The sequence below is a fragment of the Bordetella pertussis 18323 genome, assembly GCF_000306945.1.
Taxonomy (GTDB): domain Bacteria; phylum Pseudomonadota; class Gammaproteobacteria; order Burkholderiales; family Burkholderiaceae_B; genus Bordetella; species Bordetella pertussis.
In genome coordinates, this window is the sequence record NC_018518.1 from 3,223,449 (window position 1) to 3,247,525 (window position 24,077).

Sequence of the window (24,077 nt, forward strand, 5' to 3'; positions counted from 1 at the left end):
CCATTGGTGGGATCTTGCGGGCGAATCCGGAGAATTAGCGTCTCCAGTGGAATAATGTTTTCCAGGAATCAGGGTTTATCCGGAGTGTCCTGAAGCGCAGAATGCAGTCATCGGGATGCAACAAACGACTGACGACGGATAGGCCGCCTCAGGTCACTCCCGCAGATCAGACGGATGGAGGAATACCATGAAGACCCTTGCTACCGCAGTAATTCTTTCGATGACCATGGCCGCCGGCGCGCAGGCCGCCGACCTCGGCGCCGAACCCACCCGCGCCCAGGTGCAGGCCGACCTGGCCCAGGCCAAGAACGATGGCGTGGTGACCTTCGGCAACCTGGACTACCCGCCGCAACACGGCTGATCCCCCCGGCGCCCCCCCTCGCCGCAGCCGTAAGTGCCGGCGCCCGCCCTGTACAGAGGGACGGGCGCCGTTTTTTTTGCCTCCGCCGTGCAGACGTCGAAACGGTGGAAAATTTCGACGATTTGATTGATTATTTCAATCAAAACGACGTTTTCACCGCTACATATCGACAGCAGCGCTCGTTAGCATGGTTGCATGCCCGCAACCCTCGCCCGGGAGCCTGCCATGGTACGACCGCCCTACCCCATCGCCATCCTCGGCGCCGGCAAGATCGGCGCCGCCATCGCCTTGCTGCTGCAACGCGGCGGCGACTACGACATCCTGGTTGCGGACCAGGACCCGGCGCGCCTGCAGGCGGTCGCCAGGCTGGGGTGCCGGACGGCGCAGGTGCGCGATGACGATGCGCTGCAACAGGCCGTCTCGGGCCGCTACGCGGTGCTCAACGCCTTGCCGTTTCATCGCGCGCGCGCCGCCGCGGCCGCATGCGTACGCGCCGGGGCGCATTATTTCGACCTGACCGAAGACGTCGCCAGCACCCACGCGATCCGCGAACTGGCTGCCTCGGCCGGCACGGTGCTGATGCCGCAATGCGGGCTGGCGCCGGGCTTCATCGGCGTGGTGGGCAGCGACCTGTCGCGGCGCTTCGACCGGCTGCTCGACCTGCGCATGCGCGTGGGCGCGCTGCCGCGCTTTCCTTCCAATGCGCTGCGCTACAACCTGACCTGGAGCACCGAGGGCCTGATCAACGAATACTGCAATGCCTGCGAGGCGATCGTCGATGGCGCGCTGGTTGCCGTGCCGCCCATGGAGGGCTACGAAACCTTCACGCTCGACGGCATCGAGTACGAGGCGTTCAACACCTCCGGCGGGCTGGGCACGTTGCCGCAGACGCTGCTGGGCAAGGCGCGCAACGTCGACTACAAGTCGATCCGCTATCCCGGACACTGCGCCATCATGAAGCTGCTGCTCAATGACCTGCGGCTGCGCGAACGGCGCGACCTGCTGCAGGAAATCCTGGAAAGCGCCATCCCCTCGACCGACCAGGACGTGATCGTGATCCTGGCCTCGGCCAGCGGCTATCGCCAGCAACGGCTGGTGCAGGAATCGTTCTCGGCGCGTATCTACGGCGCCACGGTGGACGGCCAGACGCTCAGCGCCATCCAGCTCTCCACCGCCGCCGGCATCTGCACCATGCTTGACCTGGCGGTCCACGGCCACTTGCCGCAACGTGGCTTCATCGGCCAGGAACAAGTACCCCTGGCAGCCCTGCTGGACAACCGTTACGGCCGCATCTACGCCGGCCAGCCGCTGCCGGCGCGGGAGGCGCCGCAGGCGTTGTTGCCCGGGTCCTAGACCCAACCCTCCAGGCGCAACGTCGCGCGCACCAGGCGCTGCTCTTCCTGTTCGATCTCGGCCAGGCTCTGGCGCACGCTGTCCACATGGGCGCGGGCGGCCTGGTGAGCCTGCTCGGGCTCGCGCGCCAGCACGGCAAGGAACAGGCGCTCGTGCTTGCTGGTCGATGTGGCGCTTGTGCGGCTCGCGGTGGTAGAGATTGTTGACGCAGGCGAATACCGAACCCAGCAGCAGATCCGTCAGGGATTGCAGCGTATGCACCAGCACCGCATTGTGCGAGGCCTGGCAGATGGCCAGGTGGAAAGCGTGGTCCAGGTGCGCATGGGTGGCGCTGTCGGTCTCGCGGCCGTGCGCGGCAAGCATTTCGTCATAGCGGCGGCGGATCATGATGAAGTCGGCGTCCGTGCCGCGGATCGCCGCCAGCCGGGCCGATTCGCTTTCGAGCAGCGCGCGCACCTCCAGCAGGTCGTACAACGTGCGCGGCTGCGAATTGAACAGGTGCACCAGCGGGCCCGCATCCACCTGCGAGATCTGCGCCACGTACGAACCCTTGCCCTGGGCGGTATGGATGATCTGGCGCGCCCGCAGCACCCTGAGCCCTTCGCGCAGCGCCGTGCGCGATACACCCAGCTTTTCGGTCAGCCGGCGCTCGGACGGCAGGGCCTGCCCGGCTTTGAGCACGCCATCGAGGATCAGCCGCTCGATACGCTCGGCCACCACTTCGGCGATCTGTTTGCGCGCCCCGTCGACGCCTGGTTCCATGACTTGCCTCACTGGTATGACCACGATATCCGCTGCTACTTGCTCCACACGAACGGGCATTCTATGTGATTGAAAACCAGATATAAATATTTATCTCGCCGCCATGTGCATTCGCACAAACTGGTATGACCAGTACTTTTTGCTATGGACAAGACCGGCTCGCCCGGCCGATGATGGCGGTTCCGATTTCCCAATCCCGGCCGGGCTCCTGGCTCCGGCCCTTTTTCACGACGCGAGACCCGCATGACTGAACGCATCCCGCATCATGGCCTGCAAGTGGCGGCCTCCCTGCACCGTTTCATCGAAGACGAGGCGCTGTCCGGCAGCGGCCTGGCGCCCGACGAGTTCTGGGCTGGCTTCGCTGCCCTGGTGCGCGACCTCGCGCCGCGCAACCGCGAACTGCTGGCCGAGCGCGACCGCCTGCAGGGCGAAATCGACGCCTGGCACCGCGCCCATCCCGGCCCCGTGCGCGACAGCGCCGGGTATCAGGCGCTGCTCGAACGCATCGGCTACCTGCAGCCCCAGCCGGCACAGGTAACCGCCAGTACCCGCGACGTGGACAGCGAGATCGCCAGCCAGGCCGGCCCGCAGCTGGTGGTTCCCGTCTCCAACGCGCGCTATGCGCTGAACGCGGCCAACGCCCGCTGGGGCAGCCTGTACGACGCGCTCTATGGCACCGACGCGATCCCGCCGGTGGCCGGCGATGACGGCAAGGGCTACAACCCGGCGCGCGGCGAAGCCGTGATCGCCCGCGCGCGCGCCTTCCTGGACGAGGCGGCGCCGCTGGCCCAGGGTTCGCACGCCGACGCCACCGCCTACGCCATCGAGGGTGGCAAGCTGGTGGTCACGCTGGGCGCCGGCCAGCGCACGGGCCTGCGCAACCCCGCGCAACTGGCCGGCTATCAGGGCGACGCCTCGCAACCGGCCGCCGTGCTGCTGGCCAACAACGGCCTGCACTTCGAAATCCAGATCGACCGCCAGCACCAGATCGGCGCCACCGATGCCGCCGGCGTCAAGGACGTGCTGCTCGAGGCCGCCCTGACCACCATCATGGATTGCGAAGACTCCGTGGCGGCCGTCGATGCCGACGACAAGGTACTGATCTACCGCAACTGGCTCGGGCTCATGAAGGGCGACCTGAGCGAATCGGTCACCAAGGGCGGCAAGACCTTCACCCGCCGCCTGAACGCCGACCGCCAGTACCACAAGCCCGACGGCGGCACCCTGACGCTGCACGGCCGCTCGTTGATGTTCGTGCGCAACGTCGGCCACCTGATGACCAACCCGGCCATCCTCGACGAGCAGGGCAGTGAAGTGCCGGAAGGCATCCTGGATGCGGTGATCACCAGCCTGGCCGCTCTGCCCGACCGCGCCAACCGGCTCAACTCGCGCACCGGCTCGATCTACATCGTCAAGCCCAAGATGCACGGGCCGGCCGAGGCCGCCTTCGCCAACGAGTTGTTCGACCGCGTCGAGGACCTGCTCAAGCTGCCGCGCCACACCATCAAGATGGGCATCATGGACGAAGAGCGGCGCACCAGCGTCAACCTGAAGGCCTGCATCGCGGCCGCGGCGGCGCGCGTGGCTTTCATCAACACCGGATTCCTGGACCGCACCGGCGACGAAATGCATACCGGCATGGAGGCCGGCCCGATGCTGCGCAAGGGCGATATGAAATCCAGCGCCTGGATCACCGCCTACGAGCGCAACAACGTGCTGGTCGGGCTGGACTGCGGCCTGCGCGGGCGCGCCCAGATCGGCAAGGGCATGTGGGCCATGCCCGACATGATGGCGGCCATGCTCGAACAGAAGATCGGCCACCCCAAGGCGGGCGCCAACACGGCCTGGGTGCCCTCGCCCACGGCCGCGACCCTGCACGCCATGCACTATCACCAGGTCGACGTCGCGGCCGTGCAGCAGGCGCTGGAGCAAACCCGCTACGACAGCGTGCGCGACGAACTGCTGGCCGGCCTGCTGACCGTTCCGGTAGGCGATCCGGCCGCCTGGTCGGCCGATGACATCCAGCGCGAGCTCGACAACAACGCCCAGGGCATCCTGGGCTACGTGGTGCGCTGGATCGACCAGGGCGTGGGATGCTCGAAGGTGCCCGACATCAACAACGTCGGCCTGATGGAAGACCGCGCCACCCTGCGCATCTCCAGCCAGCACATCGCCAACTGGCTGCGCCACGGCATCGTCGACCGCGCACAGGTCAACGCCACGTTCGAACGCATGGCCAAGGTCGTCGACCAGCAAAACGCCGGCGATCCCAACTACCTGCCCATGGCCGGCCACTTCGACACCTCGTTCGCCTACCGCGCGGCGTGCGCGTTGGTATTCGAGGGCCTGACCCAGCCCAACGGCTACACCGAGCCCCTGCTGCACGAGTACCGGCAAGCCTTCAAGGCGGCCCGGCGCTGACGCCGCCAGGCGCCCGCCTGCCGGCGGGCGCCTGCTTGCCGGGCTGCCATTTTTCGCACGATCGTGCTAAATTGCCTGGCATGAGCATCCCCAAGAGCGAACTCACCTTTGCGGCCATCGTGGACGCGGCGCTGGACATGGCCGCGGCGCAGGGCATGGAAAGCCTGACGCTTGGCGAAGTCGCCAAGCGGCTGGGTATCAGCAAGAGCGGCGTGTTCTCGCGGGTCGGCTCGCGCGAGGCGCTGCTGCACGCCGTCCTGCAGGAGTACGACCGGCGCTTCCTGGGCGCGGTGTTCGCGCCCGCCATGGCCGCGCCGCGCGGCCTGCCGCGCCTGGATGCCATGGTCGGCCACTGGATCGAACGCGCCGCCAACGTCGAGGCGCTGACCGGCTGCATCTACGTGGCCGGCGCCTTCGAGTACGACGATGTCGACAACCCGATGCGCGGGCGCGTGGAAGCCAATGTGCGCGGCTGGCGCGCCGCGCTGGGGCGTACCGTGCGGCAAGCGATCGACGAAGGCCATTTGCGCCCGGACACCGATCCGGAACAACTGGTGTTCGAGATTTACAGCCTGATGGTCGGCCTGATGCATGACGCGCGCTTCCTGCGCGACCCGCGAGCGCATGAGCGCGTACGGCAAGCCTACGCGCGCCTGATCGCCACTTACCGCAACACCTGAACGCAGTCATGGTCCGGCGCCGGGCGCCGGTTTTTTTCGATTAAATTCGCACGTCCGTGCGAAAAGAGGAAATCATGAAAATGATCGCAATCGGTGCCGGCGTCATGTTGCTGGCGGGGCTGGTGCGAGCCTGCCAGGGCTGGCGCCGCCTGCTGCGCCAGCTGCCCGACCGCAACGAGGACATGACGCTGTTTTGAAGCGCTTGGGGGGTGGCGGGAGCCTGTCCCTTCCTGGGTGCCTGTCCCCGCGGGGACAGGCACCTGACGGCTGAAGTTGGCGGGAGCCAGTCCCCATGCGGGGACAGGCTCCCGGGTAGATTACTTATTTTTCCAATCCTGCCTTGCGGGCCTGGTAGGCAATCGTGCTCAGCGCGCCGATGCGGCGCAGCGGCTCGGGAGGCAGCCAGTTCGGTTTCTCGAAACTGGCCAGGTCGTCCAGCATGGCGCTGCGATGCCCCGCCACCTGTTCTCCCAGCAGCTTGCCGTAGATCGTGCCCTTGATGACACCAGCGCCGTTGCAGCCGACCGACGCATACAGGCCGGGCTGGATGGCGCCCACGAACGATGCGCCGTTGCCCGTCAGGCCGGTCGACCCGCTCCAGACGTATTCGAAATCGTGCGCGGCCAGGTCCGGGTAGCGGCGTACGAACGAATCGCGCAGCAGCTGTTCCATGCGCTCCAGCGGTTGTTCGGCCTCGTACGAATAGGCGCTGCGCACCATGAAGCGGCCGCCGCTGATGCGCCGCAAGGTCGTGCCCAGGCGATTGGCCGGAATCACGCCCCACTGGTCGCGCTCGCCCAGCAGCGCCTGCTGCGCGGGGCTGAGCACCGGCGTGACGCCCGCGTACGTGAAGATGGTGACCAGCCGGCTGCGCAGGAAGCCCAGCCTGCGGGCAAAGGCATTGTTGGCCAAGATCACGTTGTCGGCGGTGAACTCGCCGCCGCGCGTACGCACCTTGTACGGCCCGCTGCCGTCGATGGACAGCACGGGGTTGTCCTCCGTCAGCCAGACGTTCTCCGGCAGGCTGTCGGCCAGCCCCCGTATCAGCGCGGCCGGCTGCACGAAGACGTTGTTCATGGAGTGATACCCGAACCGGTAATAGCGCGTGCCCAACTGCGCCTGCAGGGCATCGCGGTCCAGCTCGGAGTACGCCACGCCCCATTGGCCGTACTGTTGCAGCGCGCCGCGCAGGCTCTGCTCGCCGTCGGCGGTGGCCGCGGCGTGATACTTGCCGGCCAGATCCCAGCCGCAGTCGAAGCCGCCCTGTCCGGAAAGCTGCGCCAGCCAGTCCAGTCCCGACTGGAGCATGGCGATCTGCTTGCGCGCCACTTCCAGCGGACTGTGATGCCCGCTCATGCGGGTGTTGTGCGGCAGGTTGATCAGGAAGCCCGAGTTGCGGCCCGCCGAGCCCTCCCCGGCGACGGTGGCGTCCACCACCAGCACCTGGTCCTGCGGCTGCAGCTCGGCCAGGCGGCGCGCCGCCGCCAGCCCGGTGTAGCCGGCGCCGATGACCAGGCTCTTGAAATGCCGTCGCGCCGGCGCCGCGGTGCGCGGGGTGCGCTTGGGCAGCATGGCGTTCCAGCCGGAACCACTTTGATACTGAGGGAAAGTCCGCGATGACCCTGATGGGGAAGACATGATGAGTTCGATGTTGCGGTTGAGGAATTACTGGTCGGCGCGCGCCTGCAGGCTGCGCATCACTTCGTTCTGCACGATGTCCCAGATCTGCGACTTCAGTTCGATGTAGCGCGGCGAAAGCTGGACATCGGCATTGCGCGGATACGGCAGGTCGTTGGGCATGTCGCAGGCCACGCGGCCCGGGCGCGCGCTCATGATGACCATGCGGCTCGACAGCAGCAGCGCCTCGTCGATCGAGTGGGTGATGAAGACGATGGTCTTGCCGCTTTGCTCGTAGATGCGCGTCAGCTCTTCCTGCAGCACCTGGCGCGTCATGGCGTCGAGCGCGGCGAACGGTTCATCGAGCAGGATCACGTCCGGATCGTTGGCCAGCACGCGCGCGATCGACACGCGCTGGCGCATGCCGCCCGACAACGCCTTGGGATAGGCGTTCTCGAATCCCTTCAGGCCGACCATCTCGATGAACTGCTGCGCGGTTTCGCGCCGGCTGGCCGCCGCCACGCCCTTCATCTTCAGGCCGAACGCGACGTTCTCGGCCACGGTCAGCCAGGGAAACAGCGCGTACTGCTGGAACACCATGCCGCAGTGCGGATCGACGTCGACCACTTCGCGGCCATTGACCACGATGCGTCCGGCGGTGGGACGCTCGAACCCCGTGATCAGGTTGAGCAGCGTCGATTTCCCGCAACCCGAAGCGCCCAGCACGACCAGGAACTCGCCGCGCGGAATCTTCAGGTCCACGCCCTGCAGCGCCTGAAACGGCCCGAACGACTTGGAAATACCTTCGATGGAAATCATGGGATCGTTTACCGCGACCATGCCAGCACCCTGTTTTCAATGATTCGGAACACTACGTCGGTAACCAGCACGGTCACGCTGATCAGCGCCATGCCCAGCACCACCGTATCGGTCTGGAAGAACTCCTTGCCGTTCATGATGAGAAAGCCCAGGCCTTCCTTGGCGGCCACCAGCTCGGCGGAGATCACGCAGGTCCACGACAGGCCGAGGATCACCTTGAAGCCGCTGAAGATCTGCGGCAGGCTGGCCGGCAGGATGACCGAGCGCATGACCTGCGGGCCGCTGGCGCCGAGGTTGCGCGCGGCGCGGATCAGCAGCGGATCGATATTGCGCGTGGCTTCGATCACATACAGCAGCGCCGGCGCGAACGTGCCCATGAACACGATGCTGTACTTCTGCGTTTCGGTGATGCCGAACCACAGCAGCGAGAGGGGAATCCAGCTCATCGAGGGCAAGGGGCGCAGAAACGACAGGATGGGATCGAAAGCCGCCCGCGCGCGTTGCGACGTGCCCAGGAAAATCCCCAGCGGTATGGCCAGCGCGGTAGCGGCGGCAAAGCCCACCATGACGCGCCGCGCGGACGCCACGATGTGGTCCAGCAGCGAGCCCTGCTCCCACATGTTGCCTATGCGCGCGAACACGTCCGAGGGCGGCGGCAGGAACAGCGCATCCACCCATTGCAGGCGGCACACGGCTTCCCAGAACAACAACAGCACGATCACAGACACGCTGCTGATCAGCAGCAGATCCGGACGGCGCTGGCGATTTTGTGCATTCATCGTTCAAATCCAGGCAAAGAACCGGCGGGCAGCCTCGCCCGCCGGCAGGACAATCGTGTCGGCTTACAGGTACGCCGCGTCGACCCACTCGCGCACCGGCGGCGCCTTGTCGATCTGGTCGTAGCGCACCATCATTTCGGCCAGCTTCTGCAGGCCGTCGATGTACTTGCTGCCCGGCGCCAGCAGCGCGCCCTGCTCGGCGGCCGTGTACCAGTCGGCGCCCTTGACCATCTCCAGCTGATCGGCCGCCAACAGCTTGGTCAGCTCGGTCAGCGCCGCCACCGTGGCGTCGGGCTGCGTCTTGAGCTGCTCATTGGCGCGGAAGTACGCTTTCAGGAAGCGCTTGACGGCCTCGGGGTTCTTGTCCAGGAAGGCGCGCCGCGCCACCAGCACGTCGGGGCCCGGGGTTACGCCATACTCCTTGTAGAGCGAGAAGCTGGTGTCATCGACCAGCACCTTGGCGTCCGGCATGGCGCGGATGGCGTTGAACTGGGGAGTCCAGGCCGCGGCCGCGTCGATCTGGCCGGACTGGAATGCCGCCGGCAGTTCCGGCGCCGGCACGTTGAGCACCGTCACGTCCTTGCCTGCCTTCAGGCCTGCCTGGTCCAGCAGGTTGAGGACCAGCAGGTGGGCGCTGGAAGCGAACGTCACGCCGACCTTCTTGCCCTTGAGGTCCTCCAGGCGCGCGACCTGGCTGCGCACGATCAGGCCCTCGACGCGGCCGAAGTTCTCGGGCACGCCGATGATGGCGAAGTGGCGCGAGCCGCGCGACATCACCGCCAGCGCGGCCGGCGCGGCGGTCACCGCCATGTCGATGTTGCCCGACAGCAGGGCGCTGACGCGCGCCGAGGTGGTGCCGAACGACTCCCAGCCCACTTCCAGGTTCTCGGCCTTGAAATAGCCGGCCTGGATCGCCAGCCAGGCCGGGTAGTGGCCCAGCCAGGCCGAGCCGCCGTAGCGCACGGCTTCGGCCTGCGCGGCCCAACTGCGGCCGGCTACCGGCAGCGCCAGGGCGGCGGCGCCGATCGCCATGCCCTTGATGAATTGTCGGCGAGTCTCCTGCATGCTCAATCTCCTTGTAGTAGGTGTTTCAACAAAGCCGCATCTGCCGCCCCAGCCAGGGCAGCTGCGTCGTCACTTGCGGGAAAATTTCGGTCTCCAGCGCCTGGCGGCTGAGCTGCCAGAACATGTCGGCCATCTCCTGGTACTCCTCGAGGCGCGACACCTGGTGCAGCGTGCGGGCCAGGCTGGGCCCGGGCAGCGGCAGCACGACGACCTGGTCCAGCCAGGAACGCCCCTGCAGCAGGCACAACGGCGTCATCAGCGCCCAGCCCAGGTTGGCGGCAATCATGGCCATCACCACGTCGCTGGTGTCGATTTCCAGGAACGGCGGCGCGGTCACGCCGCAACGCCGCAGATGGCGTTCGATCATGGCGCCGAAATGCGACCGGCCGCTGAAGCGGATGAACGGCGCGGCCTGCGCCATCTGGCGCAGGTCCAGCGGCGCGAACTCGTCGGCGCGCACCGCCGGCGCCACCACCACGAACGACTCGTTGAGGATGGGCCGGCGCACCAGGCCATCGACGTCCTCGAGCGCATCCGTCGTAACGATGATGTCGACCTGCCGGTTCAGCAACGCCTGGGCGTGGCCGTAGGCCAGCCCCGACCAGACCAGCACCTGGCTGGCGCTTTGCGTCAGCCGCTTGACGATGGCCGGGCCGGTGGTCGCGGCGAACGAATCGATCATCCCGATGCGGATCGCCGGGCGGTTCATCAGGTCGGCTTCGCGCACCTGCGCGATCAGGCGGTCGATATCGTCGACGATCTGGCGCGACTGGCGCTGCAGCGCGACGCCGGCAGGCGTGAGCCGATAGGGACGGCGGGTACGGTCGAGCACCCGCATGCCCAGGATGCTTTCGATCTGGGTAACCGTCTGCGATACGGCAGATTGCGTGATGTTCAACGCCTGCGCCGCGGCCGACAGGCTGTCGGCCGCTGCCACCGCGGCAAAAATGCGCAGCATGCGTACATCGAGGCTGGAATCGTTCTTGAGCGCGCCCATACTGTCTCCTGTAAGCAATACTAAGAAAACGGAGATTTTTAGGCGAAAACTAAGAACTTGTTAAGTAATTCTTATAGAAAGTATTAGCGTGCGGGCGACAAGCGGCCGGCCTTGCGGCCAGCCGCGCCCCGCTGCGGGGCCGCTTGCCTGGGATTGCCCTAGCGCGGCGGCCTGGCGCCGTCGCCGGGCAAGGGCTGCCCGGCCTGGCGCGCCAACCGGTCGCCCAGCCGCGCCAGCTTGCGCACCATGTCCTCGTACTTGCGCAGCAGGCGCCGGCGATTCAACGTCTTGCTCCATGCGTACAGCGGCAGCAGCTGCTTGGGCCCGAAGCCGTCGACCAGGAACAGGCCATCCTGTCCGGTCGCGTTGCGGCCGACCACGATATTGCGGGCGCTGACGTCGTTGAAGATCACATGCGCCTCGATCAACGCCAGGAAAAACGCCCGCAACTGCTCGCGCAGCTGCGGCCCGAACCCCTGGGTCGACACGACCTGCGCCAAGGTGGGCGCGGCCTTGCCCTCGGCATCGACGATCTTCTCCACCACCAGGCCCAGTCCCGCAGAGGTCAGCGCCAGGCCGGCAATCCGCGCCAGCAGCGTATTGCCGTCGGCCTGGCGCAACTGCACCGTCGTCGAGATGTACTCGATCAGTTCGGTGATGAACACGCGGTGCGCATCCTCGCGATGGAATTTCTTGTGCCAGGGACGGCGCCGCCCCGGCTCATTGATGCGCGCGCGATTGACGATCTTGATCAGCAGCGCGGCGTTGCCCGGATGCTGGTAGACATCGCGCTCGCTGCCGGTGGCGAGCAGCGTCGCGCCCAGCAAGTCGACTACGGCGAACGGCGGCCAGTCCATGGCCGCCGGCACGACATCCATCACCGGCAGGACGGCAGGCATGCGGTCGCGCAGCGTCTGCGGCGCGATATCCTGCGGCGGCGCCTGCACGGCGGCCAGGCGGGAAGTTGGTATGGACATGTGCGATCAGGATTGCCGCGCCGATCGGGATGCAGCGGTGGGCGCATCGCGCCGCTCGGCGAGCCATTTACGATAAACCAGCTCGGTACGTTCGGCCAGGCGGGCCAGCGAGAACTTGCCTTCGTCGCGCACCATGCGCTCGCCGGCGCCGCCCATGCGCGCGCAAGGATGCATCGTCGATCAGGCTGCGCAGCGCCCCCTGCAGGGCAGCCGCGTCGTCGGGAGGAACCAGCAGCCCCGTCTCGCCGTTGCGCAACATCTCGCTGACGCCGCCGACATCCACGCCGACCACCGGCAAGCCGCACGCCGCGGCCTCGACAAAGACCGTGCCCGACGCCTCCTTGCGCGTGGGCAGCGCGAATATGTCGCTGCCTGCCAGCACGTTGGGCACGTCATCGCGAAAGCCCAGCATGTGAATGCGCTCGCCCAATCCGAGCTCGGCGATCAGCGCCTGCAGTTGCTCGAACAGCGGCGAACCATTGCCCACCAGCACCAGATGCACCTGCGGACGGCTGGCCATCAACGGACGCAGCGCCTCGATCAGTTCGCGATGCCCCTTGGTGGCCCGCATGATCGCCACGCACGCCACCACCACGGCGTCGGCCGGCAGGCCCAGCTCGTCGCGCAGCGTCGAGCGCAGGCCCGGCGGGGGCAGGTTGATGGGCGAGTAGATGGTTTCGATATGCGCGGGCGACACGCCACGCTCGATCAGGTAGCGGCGCACATGATCGCTGACCGTGCTGACGCGGTGCGGTATCCACGTGTACGACAGCATCGAGTTGACGCGATTGCTCAGATGGCGCGTGCGCACCACCAGCGGCGTGCCCGCCAGGCGCGCGCCGGCGCCCGCCAGCAGGGTATCGATGCGGCTGTGCGTATTGAGCACGTCGAAGCCGCCCTCGCGCAGGATGCGCCGCACGCGCGGCACGCCGCGCACGAAATTGCGCAAGCCGCCCATGGGCACGGTGTGCACGCGGATGCCTGCGTCGAGTGCGCGCTCGATCAACCTGGCCTGGGGCCGGCAAATGAGTTCGACATGATGGCCGCGCTCGCGCATGGCCAGGGCTTCTTTGAGGATGCGCTGCTCTTGCCCGCCAAAGCCTATCGCGGCCTCAGCGTGCGCGATGCGCAGTGGGTGCGGTTGGGACATTCTGAGAGTAGCAGTGTGAATGTAGTACATAGACACACTGCTGGCAGGAAAGATCCCGGCAACCTTAACGTGCTACCCACGCATCGCGCAAATCACATAACGACACATTCAGAGAGGTTTTTTATTATCGCCGGCAGCCCGCTGCATGCGGCTCAATCGAGCAGCTGGATATGCATGGCCTTCACCGCCGCGCCATAGCGCTCGTAGTCCTGGCGCCACGCCTGCTCCAGCTGCTGCGGCGTGCCGCCCAGCCCGATAAGTCCCTGGGCAGCCAGCTTCTCCCTGACCTGCGGTGACTGTATTGCGCTGGCGATACCGGCGGCGATCTTCTCGCGCAACGCCAGGGGCGTGCCGGCCGGCGCCATCACCGCCGACCACGAGATGGCGTCGCCGATCGACGGACCGCCCACTTCGCCCAGGGTCGGCAGGTCCGGCAACAATGGCGTGCGTGCGTCGGCGGCGACCGCCAGCACCTTCACCCGGCCGCTCTTGACGAAAGGCAGCACGGCCGGCAACTGCGCGAACATCATGTCGATCTGCCCGCCCGCCACGTCGGTCAGCGCCGCCGGCACGCTGTTGTAAGGAATGTGCTGCAAGGACAGGCCCGCGCGCATGGCGAACATCTCGGCCGCGATATGTGCCTGGCTTCCGACCCCCGGCGACGAATAGGTCAGGTATCCGGGCTTGGCGGCGGCGCGCGCCACCAGGGCCTGCACGTCGCCGACTTCCAACGCATTGGAGACCAGCAGGACATTGGGCACCGCCCCGACCTGGCTGACCGGCGCCAGGTCCTTGCGCACATCGAACGGCCGCTTCCTGTACAAGTGCGGATTGACCGCCAGGTCGGACACCGGCACCGACACCAGCGTGTAGCCATCGGGCTCGGCCTGCACGGTGGCCATGATGCCTATCGTGCCCACGCCGCCGGGCTTGTTCTCGACGATGACGGGCTGCTTCCAGATGGCCGACAGTTTCTCGGCCATGATGCGGGCCAGCACATCGGCGGCGCCGCCCGCCCCATAGGGCACGATCAGCCGCACCGGCCGCTGCGGATAGGCCGCGACCGCGTCGCCCGCCTGGGCTGCGCCACACGTTACCGCCAGCGCCAGCGCGGCGCCCCACTGCATCAGCTTCTTCATTTCATTCCCCTTGTTGTCTTGACCGGCCCGGCGGGCCGCTACATGCAGTCCGGGCAGAACGACGGCGGGCACATGGCCTGCGCCGTGCGCCGCAACGGATCCCAATCCTGCAGGTCGCGCCAGACGTTGTCGGCAAACTGCTGCGCCTCGGCGCGCAGCGCGCCCAGGTCCACGCCGGCAATACGCCCCTGCTCCATGCGCACCTGCCCGTTGGTCACCACCAGCTCCACGTCATCGCCCACGCCGCACTCGACCAGGCTGCGGATGGGGTCCCAGATCGGCCCATAGCGCAGCACATCCTGGCGGCCCACGTTGATGGCGATCACATCGGCGCGCGCGCCCGGCTCCAGCCGGCCGATATCCGTGCGTCCCAGCGAGCGAGCGCCCCCCAGGGTCGCGGCCTCGAACACTTCGGCCGCGCTCGCCGCGTTCAGGTCATGGCTCATGACCTTGCCGTGATAGGACGCGGTCCGCATGTTCATGACCATGTCGCGCGGATAGGTGTCGCTGCCTATGGTCAGGTTGACGCCCGCCTCGCGATACTTCTTCCACGAGTCGAGCACGCGCGCGCGGCGCACGATGTTGATCGGGCAATGCGAGATGGAGACGCGATGCTCGCCCATCAGGGCCAGGTCGCGTCCGCCCGAATAGTTCAGGCGCGGGCTATCGGAAATCAGATTGGCGTGGCCGATGTTCAGCCGCGGCCCCAGCATGCCGACGCTGTGCAGCAATTCGATCGGCGTCATGCGATGCTCGCGCACCGTTTCGTAGAACTCGATGACGTTGTAGCCCGCATGCGTGGCCATCGGCACGCCCAGTTCCTGCGCGGCCTGCACGGTACGGCGCAGGATGTCGACGCTGCAGTTCTCGACCTCGCGCGGCACCAGGATGCCGTTGACCAGGTCGTTGCCGGCCGCCTGGACGCGCTTGATGAACGCAACCGCCTCCTCGAACAGATGATCGCCGCCGTCCGGATACGGAACGCGCCGCAGGCGGCCCTGGTCGTCGGCGGCCCATCGCCCGCTGTCGTAACCGGGCCCCAGGTAGCCGCGCACGCCCAGCCGCTCGCATTCGCGCCACAACGCTTCCTGCACCATCACGTGGCCGCCCAGTTCGACGAACGTCGTCACGCCATTGCGCAGCAGTTCGGCCACGGTGAACGCGGCATGCAGGGCAATGCCGGGATCGACCGCGGCCTCCTCGCGGCTCAGGTAGTTGGGATAACCCTTGATCCGCGTCCCGTCGCGCGCGATCGTGACGTCCATGTACGGCTGGCCGAACAGGTCCGGGCGTCCGCCATCGGCCAGCAGCTTGTGCAAGGCGCGATGGCCGGAATGCACATGGGTGTCGATGAACCCGGGCGCCACCAGGCAGCCGCGCGCATCGATCACGCGGTCGGCCACGCCGTCGAACTCCGTACCCACGTGCACGATGCGCTCGCCTTCGTAGACGACGCTGGCGTCGCACAGCATGCGGTGGTTGCCGTCGGCGAACCCGAGCACCCATTCGCCCTTTATCTGTGTCAGCATCCGATACTCCCCTTGTTGACCATTGCCGCCCGTCGGGCAATTGATCAGTATGCTGATTAGTATCGGAAACCCTGTCAACGCACGGCGCGTGGCCTGCACCGGATCGGGGCGCCGCGACAAGTGCGTGCATCACCCGGCCATTTCCACGGATAATGGCGCCAAACCAGGGTTTGCGGCGCGCCGCGCAGGCGCGGCGAGCGGCCCGGCCCGGGCTTATTCCGGTTTCGAATAGTGCATTATTCGGCCCCCCGCGCGGGGCCCTACGCCGACGAGCCAGCCATGATCGCCAAGCATCTGGACCTGAATCTGCTGATGATCTTCGACGCGATCCTCGCCGAGGGCCACGTCACGCGCGCGGCGGAACGCCTGGCGATGAGCCAGTCGGCCGTCAGCAAGGGCCTGGCCCAGCTCAGGCAGGCGTTCGGCGACCCGCTGTTCCTGCGCGCCAGCCGCGGCGTGGTGCCCACGCACAGGGCGCTGGAGATCGCCGACCAGGTGCGCCAGGCCATCGCAGCGCTCAACAGCCTGGCCGGCCCCGTGACCGAATTCGACGCGCGCAGCGCGCACGCGCATTTCAATATCGGCGCCACCGATTACGTGTCGTTCGTCCTATTGCCGGGGTTGATGCGCCGCCTGCAGGAGACCGCGCCGCACGTCTCGCTGACGCTGCATGACATGGAATCCATGATGCCGGAGGAAATGCTGCTGGCCGGCAAGGTCGACCTCGTCATCTCCAGCGTCGCCAGCGTCAACTTCCCCATCTACCGCCAGGAGCTGTTCCGCGATCACTACGTGTGCCTGTGCCGCGCCGGCCATCCCGCGCTGGCCGACCCGGTGCCGATCGAGCAATTCGTCTCCAGCCGCCACCTGGCCATGCCGCGCCAGAACGGCGCGCGCGAGCGCGTATTGCAGGACACCCTGCAACGCCTGGGCGTGACGCGCGACGTGGCGGTGCAGGTGCCCCATATGCTGGCCATCCCCGCCACGCTCACCGCCACCGACCTGGTGGCGACCATGGCCTGCCGGGTGGCGCGCGAATTCGCCGCGCGGCATCCCTTGCAGGTCCTGGCCCACCCGCTGCCCCTGCCTGATTTCCCGGTATCCCAGCTCTGACACGACCGCACCCGCCGCAGCCCCTCGCACCAATGGCTGCGCGACACCGTCTACGACCTGGCCCGCGTCAACGCCTGTCCCGCGCCCCAAGACGGCGCGCCGGGCTAGAACTCGCCTTCCGCCAGCTCGTAGCTGACGCTGAAAAAACGCGAATCCAGCCAGTTGGTGGTGAACTGCACGGGCTCGCCGGCATGCGAGAAAACATACTGCACCCGCACCAGCGGCGCGGTGCCCAGCGCCTCGGCAACCGCCGTGCGCTGGGCGCGGGCATGCGACTCGGCGCCGATATTGATGCGCGCATGGTCGACCTTGAAGCCGATTTTCTGCTCGACGATGGGATAGACGAACAACGGCCCATTGCGCGCCGCGGCGTCGAAATCCTGCAGGCTCAGGCGCTGCCCGATATGCGCGGGAAAGTAGATATCGCTGAAACCGATGTTCTGCGCCTGGTCCGCGTGCACCAATTGCAGGCGATACAGCTGCGCCCCCGGCGCCTGGCCTAGCTGTGAAGATTCAATAGGTTGTATGCATGGTTCATCCGAACCGGATTTGAGAAACTGGAAATCGCCACCCCCCCAGTTCACTCAAGGAGCCCGGCCGGATGAACACCCATAAGCATGCCCGATTGACCTTCCTACGTCGACTCGAAATGGTCCAGCAATTGATCGCCCATCAAGTTTGTGTGTCTGAAGCGGCCCGCGCCTATGGGGTCACCGCGCCGACTGTGCGCAAATGGCTGGGCCGCTTCCTGGCTCAGGGCCAGGCGGGCTTGGCCGATGCGTCCTCGCGCCCGACGGTCTCGCCCCGAGCGATTGCGCCGGCCAAGGCGCTGGCTATCGTGGAGCTGCGCCGCAAGCGGCTGACCCAAGCGCGCATCGCCCAGGCGCTGGGCGTGTCAGCCAGCACCGTCAGCCGCGTCCTGGCCCGCGCCGGTCTGTCGCACCTGGCCGACCTGGAGCCGGCCGAGCCGGTGGTGCGCTACGAGCATCAGGCCCCCGGCGATCTGCTGCACATCGACATCAAGAAGCTGGGACGTATCCAGCGCCCTGGCCACCGGGTCACGGGCAACCGACGCGATACCGTTGAGGGGGCCGGCTGGGACTTCGTCTTCGTGGCCATCGATGACCACGCCCGCGTGGCCTTCACCGACATCCACCCCGACGAGCGCTTCCCCAGCGCCGTCCAGTTCCTCAAGGACGCAGTGGCCTACTACCAGCGCCTGGGCGTGACCATCCAGCGCTTGCTCACCGACAATGGCTCGGCCTTTCGCAGCCGCGCCTTCGCCGCGCTGTGCCATGAGCTGGGCATCAAGCACCGCTTTACCCGACCTTACCGCCCACAGACCAATGGCAAGGCCGAACGCTTCATCCAGTCGGCCTTGCGTGAGTGGGCTTACGCTCACACCTACCAGAACTCCCAACACCGAGCCGATGCCATGAAATCCTGGCTACACCACTACAACTGGCATCGACCCCACCAAGGCATCGGGCGCGCTGTACCCATCTCCAGACTCAACCTGGACGAATACAACCTATTGACAGTTCACACCTAGCGTGGCGGCGGCTTCGTCGTGCCGCGCCGGCCCGAAGCCGGTGACGCGCGTCTGGTGGATGACCGCCGGGCTGAGGATATCGGACAGGCGGCGCAGATGGCGCTCGACCGGCACCACCGGACTGCGGCTGATGACGCGCGCCGGCTTGGCGCGCTGCTTGCGGATATAGCCGCGCTTTTCCAGCAGGTCCAGCGCCTGCCGCACGGTAAAGCGGCTGGCCGAATAGTGCGCCGATATCAGCCGTTCTATCGGGAGGTCTTTGCCGACCGCGGCCGTATCCGCCTCGATCGACCGGACCAGGCCCTGGTAGATGGTCCAGTACAGCAGGTTGGGCGTATCGGCTGAAGCGGCTGCCTCCACCTCGGGCAGGGACAACACATCAACGGAAGCAGACATAGGCGGTTATCTGGAGTGGCTCAGGGCCGGGGCCGGTGAAGTCGAAAGCCTGATTATTGCGCAGCCGCCAGGGACGCGGCCACCGGACTGAGCACGCGCGAGACATCCTGCACGAAATCCTGGGCCTGGCTCGCCGGCATCGGCGCGAACGGCACCAACCCCAGCTGCACGACGCGCTCGCGAAAAGCGCGATCGGCCAGCACGTCCTGCAGCGCCTGGCTCAAGCGCGCAACCACCTCCGGCGGGGTGCTGGCGCGCACATCGATGGCATTCCAACCGTCGAACAATACCTCTTCGAAGGTCCGATAGCCCAGTTCGCCCAGCGTCGGCACCGCCGACATCGCCTCGATGCGGCCCCGGCCGATGACCGCGACCGGCACCACCTTGCGATCGTCGATGTGCTGCCGCAGCGCGGTGTAGCTGTCCACCACCACGTCGACGCGGCCCGCCAGCAGATCGACGTGCATGGGCGCGCTGCCGCGATACTGGATTTCGTTCACCTTGCCGCCCAGCGCCTGCATCAGCACGTGCTCGGTCAGGTACGGCGCGGTGCCGATGCCCGGCACGGCCCATGCCGTCTTGCCCGGATTGGCCGCGATGTAAGCCTTGAGCCGCGCGAAGTCGGGCAGCCCGGCCGCCACCGAGGTCACCATCACCGTCGGTACGCGCGACACCAGCGCCACCGCCGTGAAATCCCTGATGGGATCATAGGCCAGCGCCGGCTGCAGGGCGCGCGCCACCGTCTTGCTGGAAATCGCCAGCAGCAGCGTGTGACCGTCGGCTGGCTTGTCCAGCACATACGACGAGCCCACGATGCCGCCCCCGCCGCCCTTGTTCTCGATCACGATGGACTGCCCCAGGCGCTTGCCCAGGGCATCGGCCAGCACGCGCGCAATCGCGTCGGTCGACCCGCCCGGCGGCGAAGGCACGACCAGGGTCACCGGGCGGCTGGGGTAGTCGGCCAGCGCCGGCGCCGCCCCCAGGGCCAGCCCCAACGCGGCGGCACAGGCCTGGCGGACGACGGCGCCGGCGATGCGGGGCCAGCGAACCATCGATGCAAGCGTCTTCATAGCGGTCTCCTGCGCGGTCGCGGCGCTGCTATCGCCGCGGCGACGATTCGGCGTGGTACTGCTGCGCGCGGGCCGCGCAGCCGACCTTGATGAAGCCCTGGTCGGAGCCTACCCACAGGATCCGCGCGCCCAGCGACTGCAGCATCAACGAGTCTTCCAGTGTCGGTGCAAAGGCGCCAACCGGAATGCCGCAGCGCTCGCCCAGGTCGATCAGCCCCTTGATGCAATCGAGCAGGCGCGCGTTGCGGTAGTCGGGCACGCAATCCATCCCCATGGCGATGGAAAGGTCGCTCGCGCCCACGTAGATCGCGCCCAGCCCCTCCGTACGCATGATCTGCTCGGCCTGGCGCACGCCCTCCTCGTTCTCTATCATCGCGATGGGCAGCAGGCGGTCGCGGGTCTGCGCGTAATAGTCCTGGATGCTCTGGCGCTGTTGATCATGGGCGCCACCACGGCATCCACGCCGCCATCGAGCACCTTGGTGATCGCCGCCGGATCATTGGCCGCCACGCGCACCACCGGCGCGCATCCCTGGGCGCGCACCGCGCGCGCCAGGTCGTTGACTTCGTGCAGCCCGATGGCGGAATGCTGCAGATCTATCATCACCGCGTCGAATCCCGCGCTGGCCACCATCTCGGCCGCATAGGTATCCGGCAGGCTGTTGCCGATCATGGTGATTGCCTGTCCCTGGCGCAGGCGCGCTTTCAAGGTCGTCATGGCTGGCTCCTGTCGCGGTCAGCGGATAAGCGAATCGATCGCGGCCCGGCCCAGCCCGACACGCTCGTAATGCGCGCGAGCCTGCTCCAGGCGCAGCAAGACATCGGTAATGCCGGTGACGTCGCCGCGTTCGTCCAGCAACAGGAAGCCCCCTTCGTTGACGGTGAACAGCTCCACGGTTTCCTCGCCGATCACCTCGAAGGTGTGGCTGTCGCCCGGCACTTCCAGCAGGTACGAGCCGGGCCGGTGCTCCCAGTCACGCTCGCGATAATGCCAGCGCCCCCGCAGCGTACAGCCGACCACCCGCCCCAGATGGTAGTGCGTCGGCAGCTGCGCGCCCGGCGCCACGCGAAAGACGCTGTGCCACACGCCGTTGCGCACATCGAATGCCATCGGGTAGAACCAGGCGCCGGGCGCCAGCGGCACCCAGCAGCGCTCATCGTCGCGGTCCAGCGCCCGGATCAGCTCCGGCGCCTCGTTGCGGGCCGCCAGCCCCGTGCCTCCCGCTATGCCATGCCCCATCGTGTTCTCCTCCAAGTGGTTCGTCTCTTGTTATATCCAGATATCCGGATATCTGGATATAGACGTCAGGCCATAGGTCCGCGGGTCGCCCGCCTTCACGTAGTCGGACGACTGGTACAGCCAGTAGCGCTTGTTGGCCACGTTGTTGATGCCGGCGGTGAAGGTCGCCTCGTAGCCGTGGATCTGCGTGTCGTAGGTGGCGCCGATATTGACGATGGCGTAGTCGTCCACCTGCACCCGGTTGCTGGCGCCCAGCATCGTGTTGCCGGTGTACTTCACATCGGCGCGCAGCTTCAGCCCCGGCACCTGCGGCACCGAGTACGCCAGTTGCGCGGCCGCCACGAACTTCGGCGCTCCCGCCACGCGGTTGCCGGTGAAATCCGAGCCTTTCTTGTATTCCGAATCCAGCAACATCAGGCTGCCTCCCACGTTCCAGTCGCGGGCGATACGCGTGGAGGCGCCCAGTTCCAACCCCTGATAGAGCGTCTTGCCGTCCTGCACCAGCTCGTTGGCGGCATTCGCGTATTCCGCCTTCTTCTCGATGCGAAACAGCGCCGCCGTGGCGGCCCAGCCGTCCTGTTCGGTCTTGATGCCCAGCTCGTACTGCTTGCTCTTCAACGGATCGAGCAATGCGCCGAAGTTGGCGTACGCGGCGCCCACCGACGAGCCCGGCTCCAAGGATTCGATGTAGCTGGCATAGGCCATGGTGCGCGGCGTCAGCTTGTACATCAGGGCAAAGGTCGGCGTCAGCACGCCGTTCTTGTCGTAGCGCGATGTTCGCGCGCCCGTGGCATCGAATCCTTGCTGCGCATAATTCGTATAGCGCAGCCCGCCCAGCACCGACCAGCCGCCGGTCAGGTCGACCGTGTCGCTGGCGAACAGCGCCTTCTGCGTGATCTCGGCCGCGCGGTACAGGTGCAGCTGGCCTTCGCTGTAGTACGTGTTGGTATTGCGCGCGCGCAGGTTGCCCGTGCCCTGCAATTGATAGACCCCGTTGGCGCTGTAGTCGTTCTTCTGCTTCTGCCACGACGCGCCGGCCACCACGTGGTGCTTCAAGGGACCGGTAGCGAACTTGCCCTCCAGCATGGCCTGCCACTGGTTGTAGCCATAGGCCTCGCCATAGTCCGAGCGGTAATCGTCATAGTCGCCCGCCTGGTCGCGCAGGAACAGCACCGACTCGTTGCGGCGGGTACGCGTGGAGCTGTAGCTGTAATTGGTGCTCAGCGTCCATTCGTCCGCCAATTGGTACTTCAAGCCGGTCGAGTAATAGCGGAACGCATTGTCCGCATACGGTCCCTGCCCGACCAGCCTGTCATTGTCGTTGCGCACCGGCGATGGCAACTCGCTGCCGGCCATGGTGCCCGCATAGATCGTGGGCTCCTGCCCGATGGCCTTGCGGTCCTGGTAGATGGATTGGAAGTCCCAGGTCAACCGGTCGCTCAGGCGCGCATCCAGCGCCAGCGACACCGAATCGCGGTACAGCGATCCACCGTTGTAGGTATTGCCCTCCTCGTGCGTGGCATTCAGCCGATAGCCAAACGCGCCGCTCTCGCCCACCCTGCCGCCCAGGTCCACGTGCTCGCGCAGCAACCCCTTGGACACGTAGCCCAGCTCGACGCTGCGCACCGCTTCGTCGGTCGGCTTCTTGGTGACATAGTTGACCAGGCCGCCCGGCGAGCCGAAACCGTACATGAAGCCCGACGCCCCCTTGAGCAGGTCGATCTGCTCGAAGTGCTCGAACGGCAGCGTCGTGACGTAGCTCAGGAACGGCCGGCCATCGATGCGGTACGAATTCTGCCAATCCAGCGGCAGGCCGCGCACCGTCAGGTAGCTGGCCCACGCGCCATAGGACGCGCTGTTGTCCGTCACCGAGGCATCCAGCGCGAACACGTCTCCCAGCTTGTTGACCTGGCGCTCCTCCATGTCGCGGGCAGTCACCACCGTGGTGGAAAAAGGCGTCTCCAGCTGGGTGCGCCGTCCCAGCGCGCCGGTATCGACCGGCGCCTCCAGATGCTCCAGCGTGTCGTCCACCGGCGCGGCGTTGACCGTGACGGCCGGCATTTGCGCCACGCCTTGCGTATCCGGGACACCCGCCGCAGCGGGCTGGGCGCGCGCGCCGGCGGCAACGGCGCCCAGGGCAAGCATGAAGAGCGCGGGCACGAAGGCGGGCTGCGCCTGCCGGCGCGCAGGGCGCGTACGGCGGGAAGTAGGACGAGGCACGAAATTTCTCCAGTATGGCCAAGAAAAACTCGTATTTTATTATGAATGCGACTTGTTCGCAATATTATTATTGATTACACAGGTCTCCGGATGCCCCGTCGCGCCCTGCTCCAGGCGAAAAAAAACCCTGCCTGGGCAGGGCTTTCGCATCCAGCGATTGGCTGCAAGCGCCTCAGAACGGAATATCGTCGTCCATGTCGGCCAGGTTGGCGGCCGGCGCGGCCTGCGGCGCGGGGCGCTGCGGGGCGGCCGCCGGGCGCTGGGCCGGGGCGCGCTGCTGGCGCGGTGCGTCGTCGTAGCCACCGCCGTAACCGCCGCCGCTGTCGCCGCCGCTATCGCGCCCGCCCAGCATCTGCATCTGGTCGGCCACGATTTCGGTGCTGTAGCGGTCGGCGCCGGTGTCCTTGTCTTGCCATTTGCGGGTCTTCAGGCGGCCCTCGATGTAGACCGAACGCCCCTTCTTCAGGTATTCGCCCGCGATTTCGGCCAGGCGGTTGTACATGACCACGCGGTGCCATTCGGTTTCCTCGCGGCGCTCGCCGCTGGCCTTGTCCTTCCATTGCGAGGTCGTGGCGATCGACACGTTGCAGATGGCCGCCCCATCCGGGCTGTAACGCACTTCCGGGTCGCGACCCAGATTGCCGACGAGAATGACTTTGTTGACGGATGCCATGCCGATGCCCCTCTGTTGCCCGCCCGCGCCGCCGCGTGGAACGTCGCGGCGCCGGCTGCGCATACGAAACTGTGTTTAAGACCGGCTTCATGAAACACGCCGGTCGGTGACCGGCGCATACTGGGTGAAGCCCTGTGATGACCGACATTATCGACGATAACGCAT

At 66.7% G+C, this 24,077-nt stretch carries 20 protein-coding genes and 4 pseudogenes; 7 read left to right on the forward strand and 17 right to left on the reverse strand.

Annotated features, from left to right (window positions below; all coding sequences use genetic code 11):
• Positions 1-187 precede the first annotated feature (187 nt).
• Together BN118_RS15110 and BN118_RS15115 are read left to right on the forward strand one after the other, a co-directional pair.
• Positions 188-346, forward strand: a pseudogene (locus BN118_RS15110) (DUF4148 domain-containing protein); the annotation flags it as partial.
• 240 nt (positions 347-586) lie between these two features.
• Positions 587-1,714, forward strand: a complete 1,128-nt coding sequence (locus BN118_RS15115) for a saccharopine dehydrogenase family protein (protein WP_003818337.1) — start codon at positions 587-589, stop codon at positions 1,712-1,714.
• Here the strand turns inward: BN118_RS15115 and glcC are convergent.
• A pseudogene (glcC, locus tag BN118_RS15120) lies at positions 1,711-2,476 on the reverse strand (transcriptional regulator GlcC). The gene BN118_RS15115 and the pseudogene glcC overlap by 4 nt on opposite strands.
• Before the next feature lie 243 nt (positions 2,477-2,719).
• Here glcC and BN118_RS15125 point away from each other — a divergent pair.
• From BN118_RS15125 to BN118_RS21095, 3 genes are all read left to right on the forward strand, one after another.
• Positions 2,720-4,897 (forward strand): malate synthase G, encoded by a 2,178-nt coding sequence (locus BN118_RS15125; protein ID WP_010931587.1) that lies wholly within the window; start codon positions 2,720-2,722, stop codon positions 4,895-4,897.
• Between the two features lie 35 nt (positions 4,898-4,932).
• Positions 4,933-5,577 (forward strand): TetR/AcrR family transcriptional regulator, encoded by a 645-nt coding sequence (locus BN118_RS15130; protein ID WP_003818333.1) that lies wholly within the window; start codon positions 4,933-4,935, stop codon positions 5,575-5,577.
• Positions 5,578-5,651: 74 nt separating this feature from the next.
• Complete coding sequence (locus tag BN118_RS21095) at positions 5,652-5,774, forward strand: hypothetical protein (protein WP_255032786.1); 123 nt, start codon at positions 5,652-5,654, stop codon at positions 5,772-5,774.
• 124 nt (positions 5,775-5,898) lie between these two features.
• Here BN118_RS21095 and BN118_RS15140 read toward each other — a convergent pair whose 3' ends face one another.
• The 9 genes and pseudogenes from BN118_RS15140 to BN118_RS15180 form a co-directional block, all read right to left on the reverse strand.
• Positions 5,899-7,215, reverse strand: coding sequence for an NAD(P)/FAD-dependent oxidoreductase (locus tag BN118_RS15140; RefSeq protein ID WP_010931585.1), 1,317 nt, complete (start codon positions 7,213-7,215; stop codon positions 5,899-5,901).
• A 27-nt stretch (positions 7,216-7,242) separates the two neighbouring features.
• Positions 7,243-8,034 carry an ABC transporter ATP-binding protein gene (locus tag BN118_RS15145; RefSeq protein ID WP_003818330.1) on the reverse strand — a complete coding sequence of 264 codons (792 nt, stop codon included), beginning with the start codon at positions 8,032-8,034 and terminating at the stop codon, positions 7,243-7,245.
• Positions 8,022-8,792 carry an ABC transporter permease gene (locus BN118_RS15150; protein ID WP_014905992.1) on the reverse strand — a complete coding sequence of 257 codons (771 nt, stop codon included), beginning with the start codon at positions 8,790-8,792 and terminating at the stop codon, positions 8,022-8,024. Before BN118_RS15150 ends, BN118_RS15145 begins: the two co-directional genes overlap by 13 nt.
• Before the next feature lie 63 nt (positions 8,793-8,855).
• On the reverse strand, positions 8,856-9,857 hold the full coding sequence (locus tag BN118_RS15155; RefSeq protein ID WP_041166212.1) for an ABC transporter substrate-binding protein: 1,002 nt from the start codon (positions 9,855-9,857) through the stop codon (positions 8,856-8,858).
• A 25-nt stretch (positions 9,858-9,882) separates the two neighbouring features.
• Complete coding sequence (locus BN118_RS15160) at positions 9,883-10,854, reverse strand: LysR family transcriptional regulator (RefSeq protein ID WP_014905994.1); 972 nt, start codon at positions 10,852-10,854, stop codon at positions 9,883-9,885.
• A 158-nt stretch (positions 10,855-11,012) separates the two neighbouring features.
• Positions 11,013-11,831, reverse strand: a complete 819-nt coding sequence (locus BN118_RS15165; protein WP_010931581.1) for a PhoP regulatory network YrbL family protein — start codon at positions 11,829-11,831, stop codon at positions 11,013-11,015.
• 6 nt (positions 11,832-11,837) lie between these two features.
• A pseudogene (locus BN118_RS15170) lies at positions 11,838-12,981 on the reverse strand (glycosyltransferase family 4 protein).
• Between the two features lie 152 nt (positions 12,982-13,133).
• A complete protein-coding gene (locus BN118_RS15175; protein ID WP_003806967.1) occupies positions 13,134-14,120 on the reverse strand; it encodes a Bug family tripartite tricarboxylate transporter substrate binding protein in 987 nt (328 codons plus the stop codon).
• Positions 14,121-14,158: 38 nt separating this feature from the next.
• The gene (locus tag BN118_RS15180; RefSeq protein ID WP_010931580.1) at positions 14,159-15,649 is read right to left on the reverse strand and encodes an amidohydrolase family protein; all 1,491 of its coding nucleotides are present in this window, start codon (positions 15,647-15,649) and stop codon (positions 14,159-14,161) included.
• A 279-nt stretch (positions 15,650-15,928) separates the two neighbouring features.
• Here BN118_RS15180 and BN118_RS15185 point away from each other — a divergent pair, with 279 nt between their 5' ends.
• Complete coding sequence (locus BN118_RS15185) at positions 15,929-16,762, forward strand: LysR family transcriptional regulator (protein WP_010931579.1); 834 nt, start codon at positions 15,929-15,931, stop codon at positions 16,760-16,762.
• A 104-nt stretch (positions 16,763-16,866) separates the two neighbouring features.
• Here the strand turns inward: BN118_RS15185 and BN118_RS15190 are convergent, their stop codons facing one another.
• Positions 16,867-17,346 (reverse strand): UTRA domain-containing protein, encoded by a 480-nt coding sequence (locus BN118_RS15190; RefSeq protein ID WP_126967223.1) that lies wholly within the window; start codon positions 17,344-17,346, stop codon positions 16,867-16,869.
• Between the two features lie 17 nt (positions 17,347-17,363).
• Here BN118_RS15190 and BN118_RS15195 point away from each other — a divergent pair, with 17 nt between their 5' ends.
• On the forward strand, positions 17,364-18,314 hold the full coding sequence (locus tag BN118_RS15195) for an IS481-like element IS481 family transposase (RefSeq protein WP_010930742.1): 951 nt from the start codon (positions 17,364-17,366) through the stop codon (positions 18,312-18,314).
• Here the strand turns inward: BN118_RS15195 and BN118_RS15200 are convergent.
• The 6 genes and pseudogenes from BN118_RS15200 to ssb all read right to left on the reverse strand — a co-directional run bounded on the left by BN118_RS15200 (position 18,294) and on the right by ssb (position 23,912).
• Positions 18,294-18,710 carry a GntR family transcriptional regulator gene (locus BN118_RS15200; RefSeq protein WP_227914961.1) on the reverse strand — a complete coding sequence of 139 codons (417 nt, stop codon included), beginning with the start codon at positions 18,708-18,710 and terminating at the stop codon, positions 18,294-18,296. The genes BN118_RS15195 and BN118_RS15200 overlap by 21 nt on opposite strands.
• A 53-nt stretch (positions 18,711-18,763) precedes the next feature.
• A complete protein-coding gene (locus tag BN118_RS15205; protein ID WP_014905995.1) occupies positions 18,764-19,780 on the reverse strand; it encodes a tripartite tricarboxylate transporter substrate-binding protein in 1,017 nt (338 codons plus the stop codon).
• 28 nt (positions 19,781-19,808) lie between these two features.
• Positions 19,809-20,497 (reverse strand): annotated as a pseudogene (locus BN118_RS20895) (HpcH/HpaI aldolase family protein).
• 18 nt (positions 20,498-20,515) lie between these two features.
• Positions 20,516-21,019 carry a 2,4'-dihydroxyacetophenone dioxygenase family protein gene (locus tag BN118_RS15220; RefSeq protein ID WP_023852866.1) on the reverse strand — a complete coding sequence of 168 codons (504 nt, stop codon included), beginning with the start codon at positions 21,017-21,019 and terminating at the stop codon, positions 20,516-20,518.
• A gap of 30 nt (positions 21,020-21,049) precedes the next feature.
• A complete protein-coding gene (locus BN118_RS15225) occupies positions 21,050-23,239 on the reverse strand; it encodes a TonB-dependent siderophore receptor (protein ID WP_014905996.1) in 2,190 nt (729 codons plus the stop codon).
• Positions 23,240-23,411: 172 nt separating this feature from the next.
• A complete protein-coding gene (gene ssb / locus BN118_RS15230) occupies positions 23,412-23,912 on the reverse strand; it encodes a single-stranded DNA-binding protein (protein ID WP_003806953.1) in 501 nt (166 codons plus the stop codon).
• Between the last annotated feature and the right edge of the window lie 165 nt (positions 23,913-24,077).

Excerpts from the sequence above, each read along its gene's own strand:
- BN118_RS15115 (WP_003818337.1), top strand. The coding sequence starts at position 587 with ATGGTACGACCGCCCTACCCCATCGCCATCCTCGGCGCCGGCAAGATC.
- BN118_RS15125 (WP_010931587.1), top strand. The coding sequence starts at position 2,720 with ATGACTGAACGCATCCCGCATCATGGCCTGCAAGTGGCGGCCTCCCTG.
- BN118_RS21095 (WP_255032786.1), top strand. The coding sequence starts at position 5,652 with ATGAAAATGATCGCAATCGGTGCCGGCGTCATGTTGCTGGCGGGGCTG.
- BN118_RS15140 (WP_010931585.1), bottom strand. The coding sequence starts at position 7,215 with ATGTCTTCCCCATCAGGGTCATCGCGGACTTTCCCTCAGTATCAAAGT.
- BN118_RS15145 (WP_003818330.1), bottom strand. The coding sequence starts at position 8,034 with ATGGTCGCGGTAAACGATCCCATGATTTCCATCGAAGGTATTTCCAAG.
- BN118_RS15150 (WP_014905992.1), bottom strand. The coding sequence starts at position 8,792 with ATGAATGCACAAAATCGCCAGCGCCGTCCGGATCTGCTGCTGATCAGC.
- BN118_RS15155 (WP_041166212.1), bottom strand. The coding sequence starts at position 9,857 with ATGCAGGAGACTCGCCGACAATTCATCAAGGGCATGGCGATCGGCGCC.
- BN118_RS15160 (WP_014905994.1), bottom strand. The coding sequence starts at position 10,854 with ATGGGCGCGCTCAAGAACGATTCCAGCCTCGATGTACGCATGCTGCGC.
- BN118_RS15165 (WP_010931581.1), bottom strand. The coding sequence starts at position 11,831 with ATGTCCATACCAACTTCCCGCCTGGCCGCCGTGCAGGCGCCGCCGCAG.
- BN118_RS15175 (WP_003806967.1), bottom strand. The coding sequence starts at position 14,120 with ATGAAGAAGCTGATGCAGTGGGGCGCCGCGCTGGCGCTGGCGGTAACG.
- BN118_RS15180 (WP_010931580.1), bottom strand. The coding sequence starts at position 15,649 with ATGCTGACACAGATAAAGGGCGAATGGGTGCTCGGGTTCGCCGACGGC.
- BN118_RS15185 (WP_010931579.1), top strand. The coding sequence starts at position 15,929 with ATGATCGCCAAGCATCTGGACCTGAATCTGCTGATGATCTTCGACGCG.
- BN118_RS15195 (WP_010930742.1), top strand. The coding sequence starts at position 17,364 with ATGAACACCCATAAGCATGCCCGATTGACCTTCCTACGTCGACTCGAA.
- BN118_RS15200 (WP_227914961.1), bottom strand. The coding sequence starts at position 18,710 with ATGTCTGCTTCCGTTGATGTGTTGTCCCTGCCCGAGGTGGAGGCAGCC.
- BN118_RS15205 (WP_014905995.1), bottom strand. The coding sequence starts at position 19,780 with ATGAAGACGCTTGCATCGATGGTTCGCTGGCCCCGCATCGCCGGCGCC.
- BN118_RS15220 (WP_023852866.1), bottom strand. The coding sequence starts at position 21,019 with ATGGGGCATGGCATAGCGGGAGGCACGGGGCTGGCGGCCCGCAACGAG.
- ssb (WP_003806953.1), bottom strand. The coding sequence starts at position 23,912 with ATGGCATCCGTCAACAAAGTCATTCTCGTCGGCAATCTGGGTCGCGAC.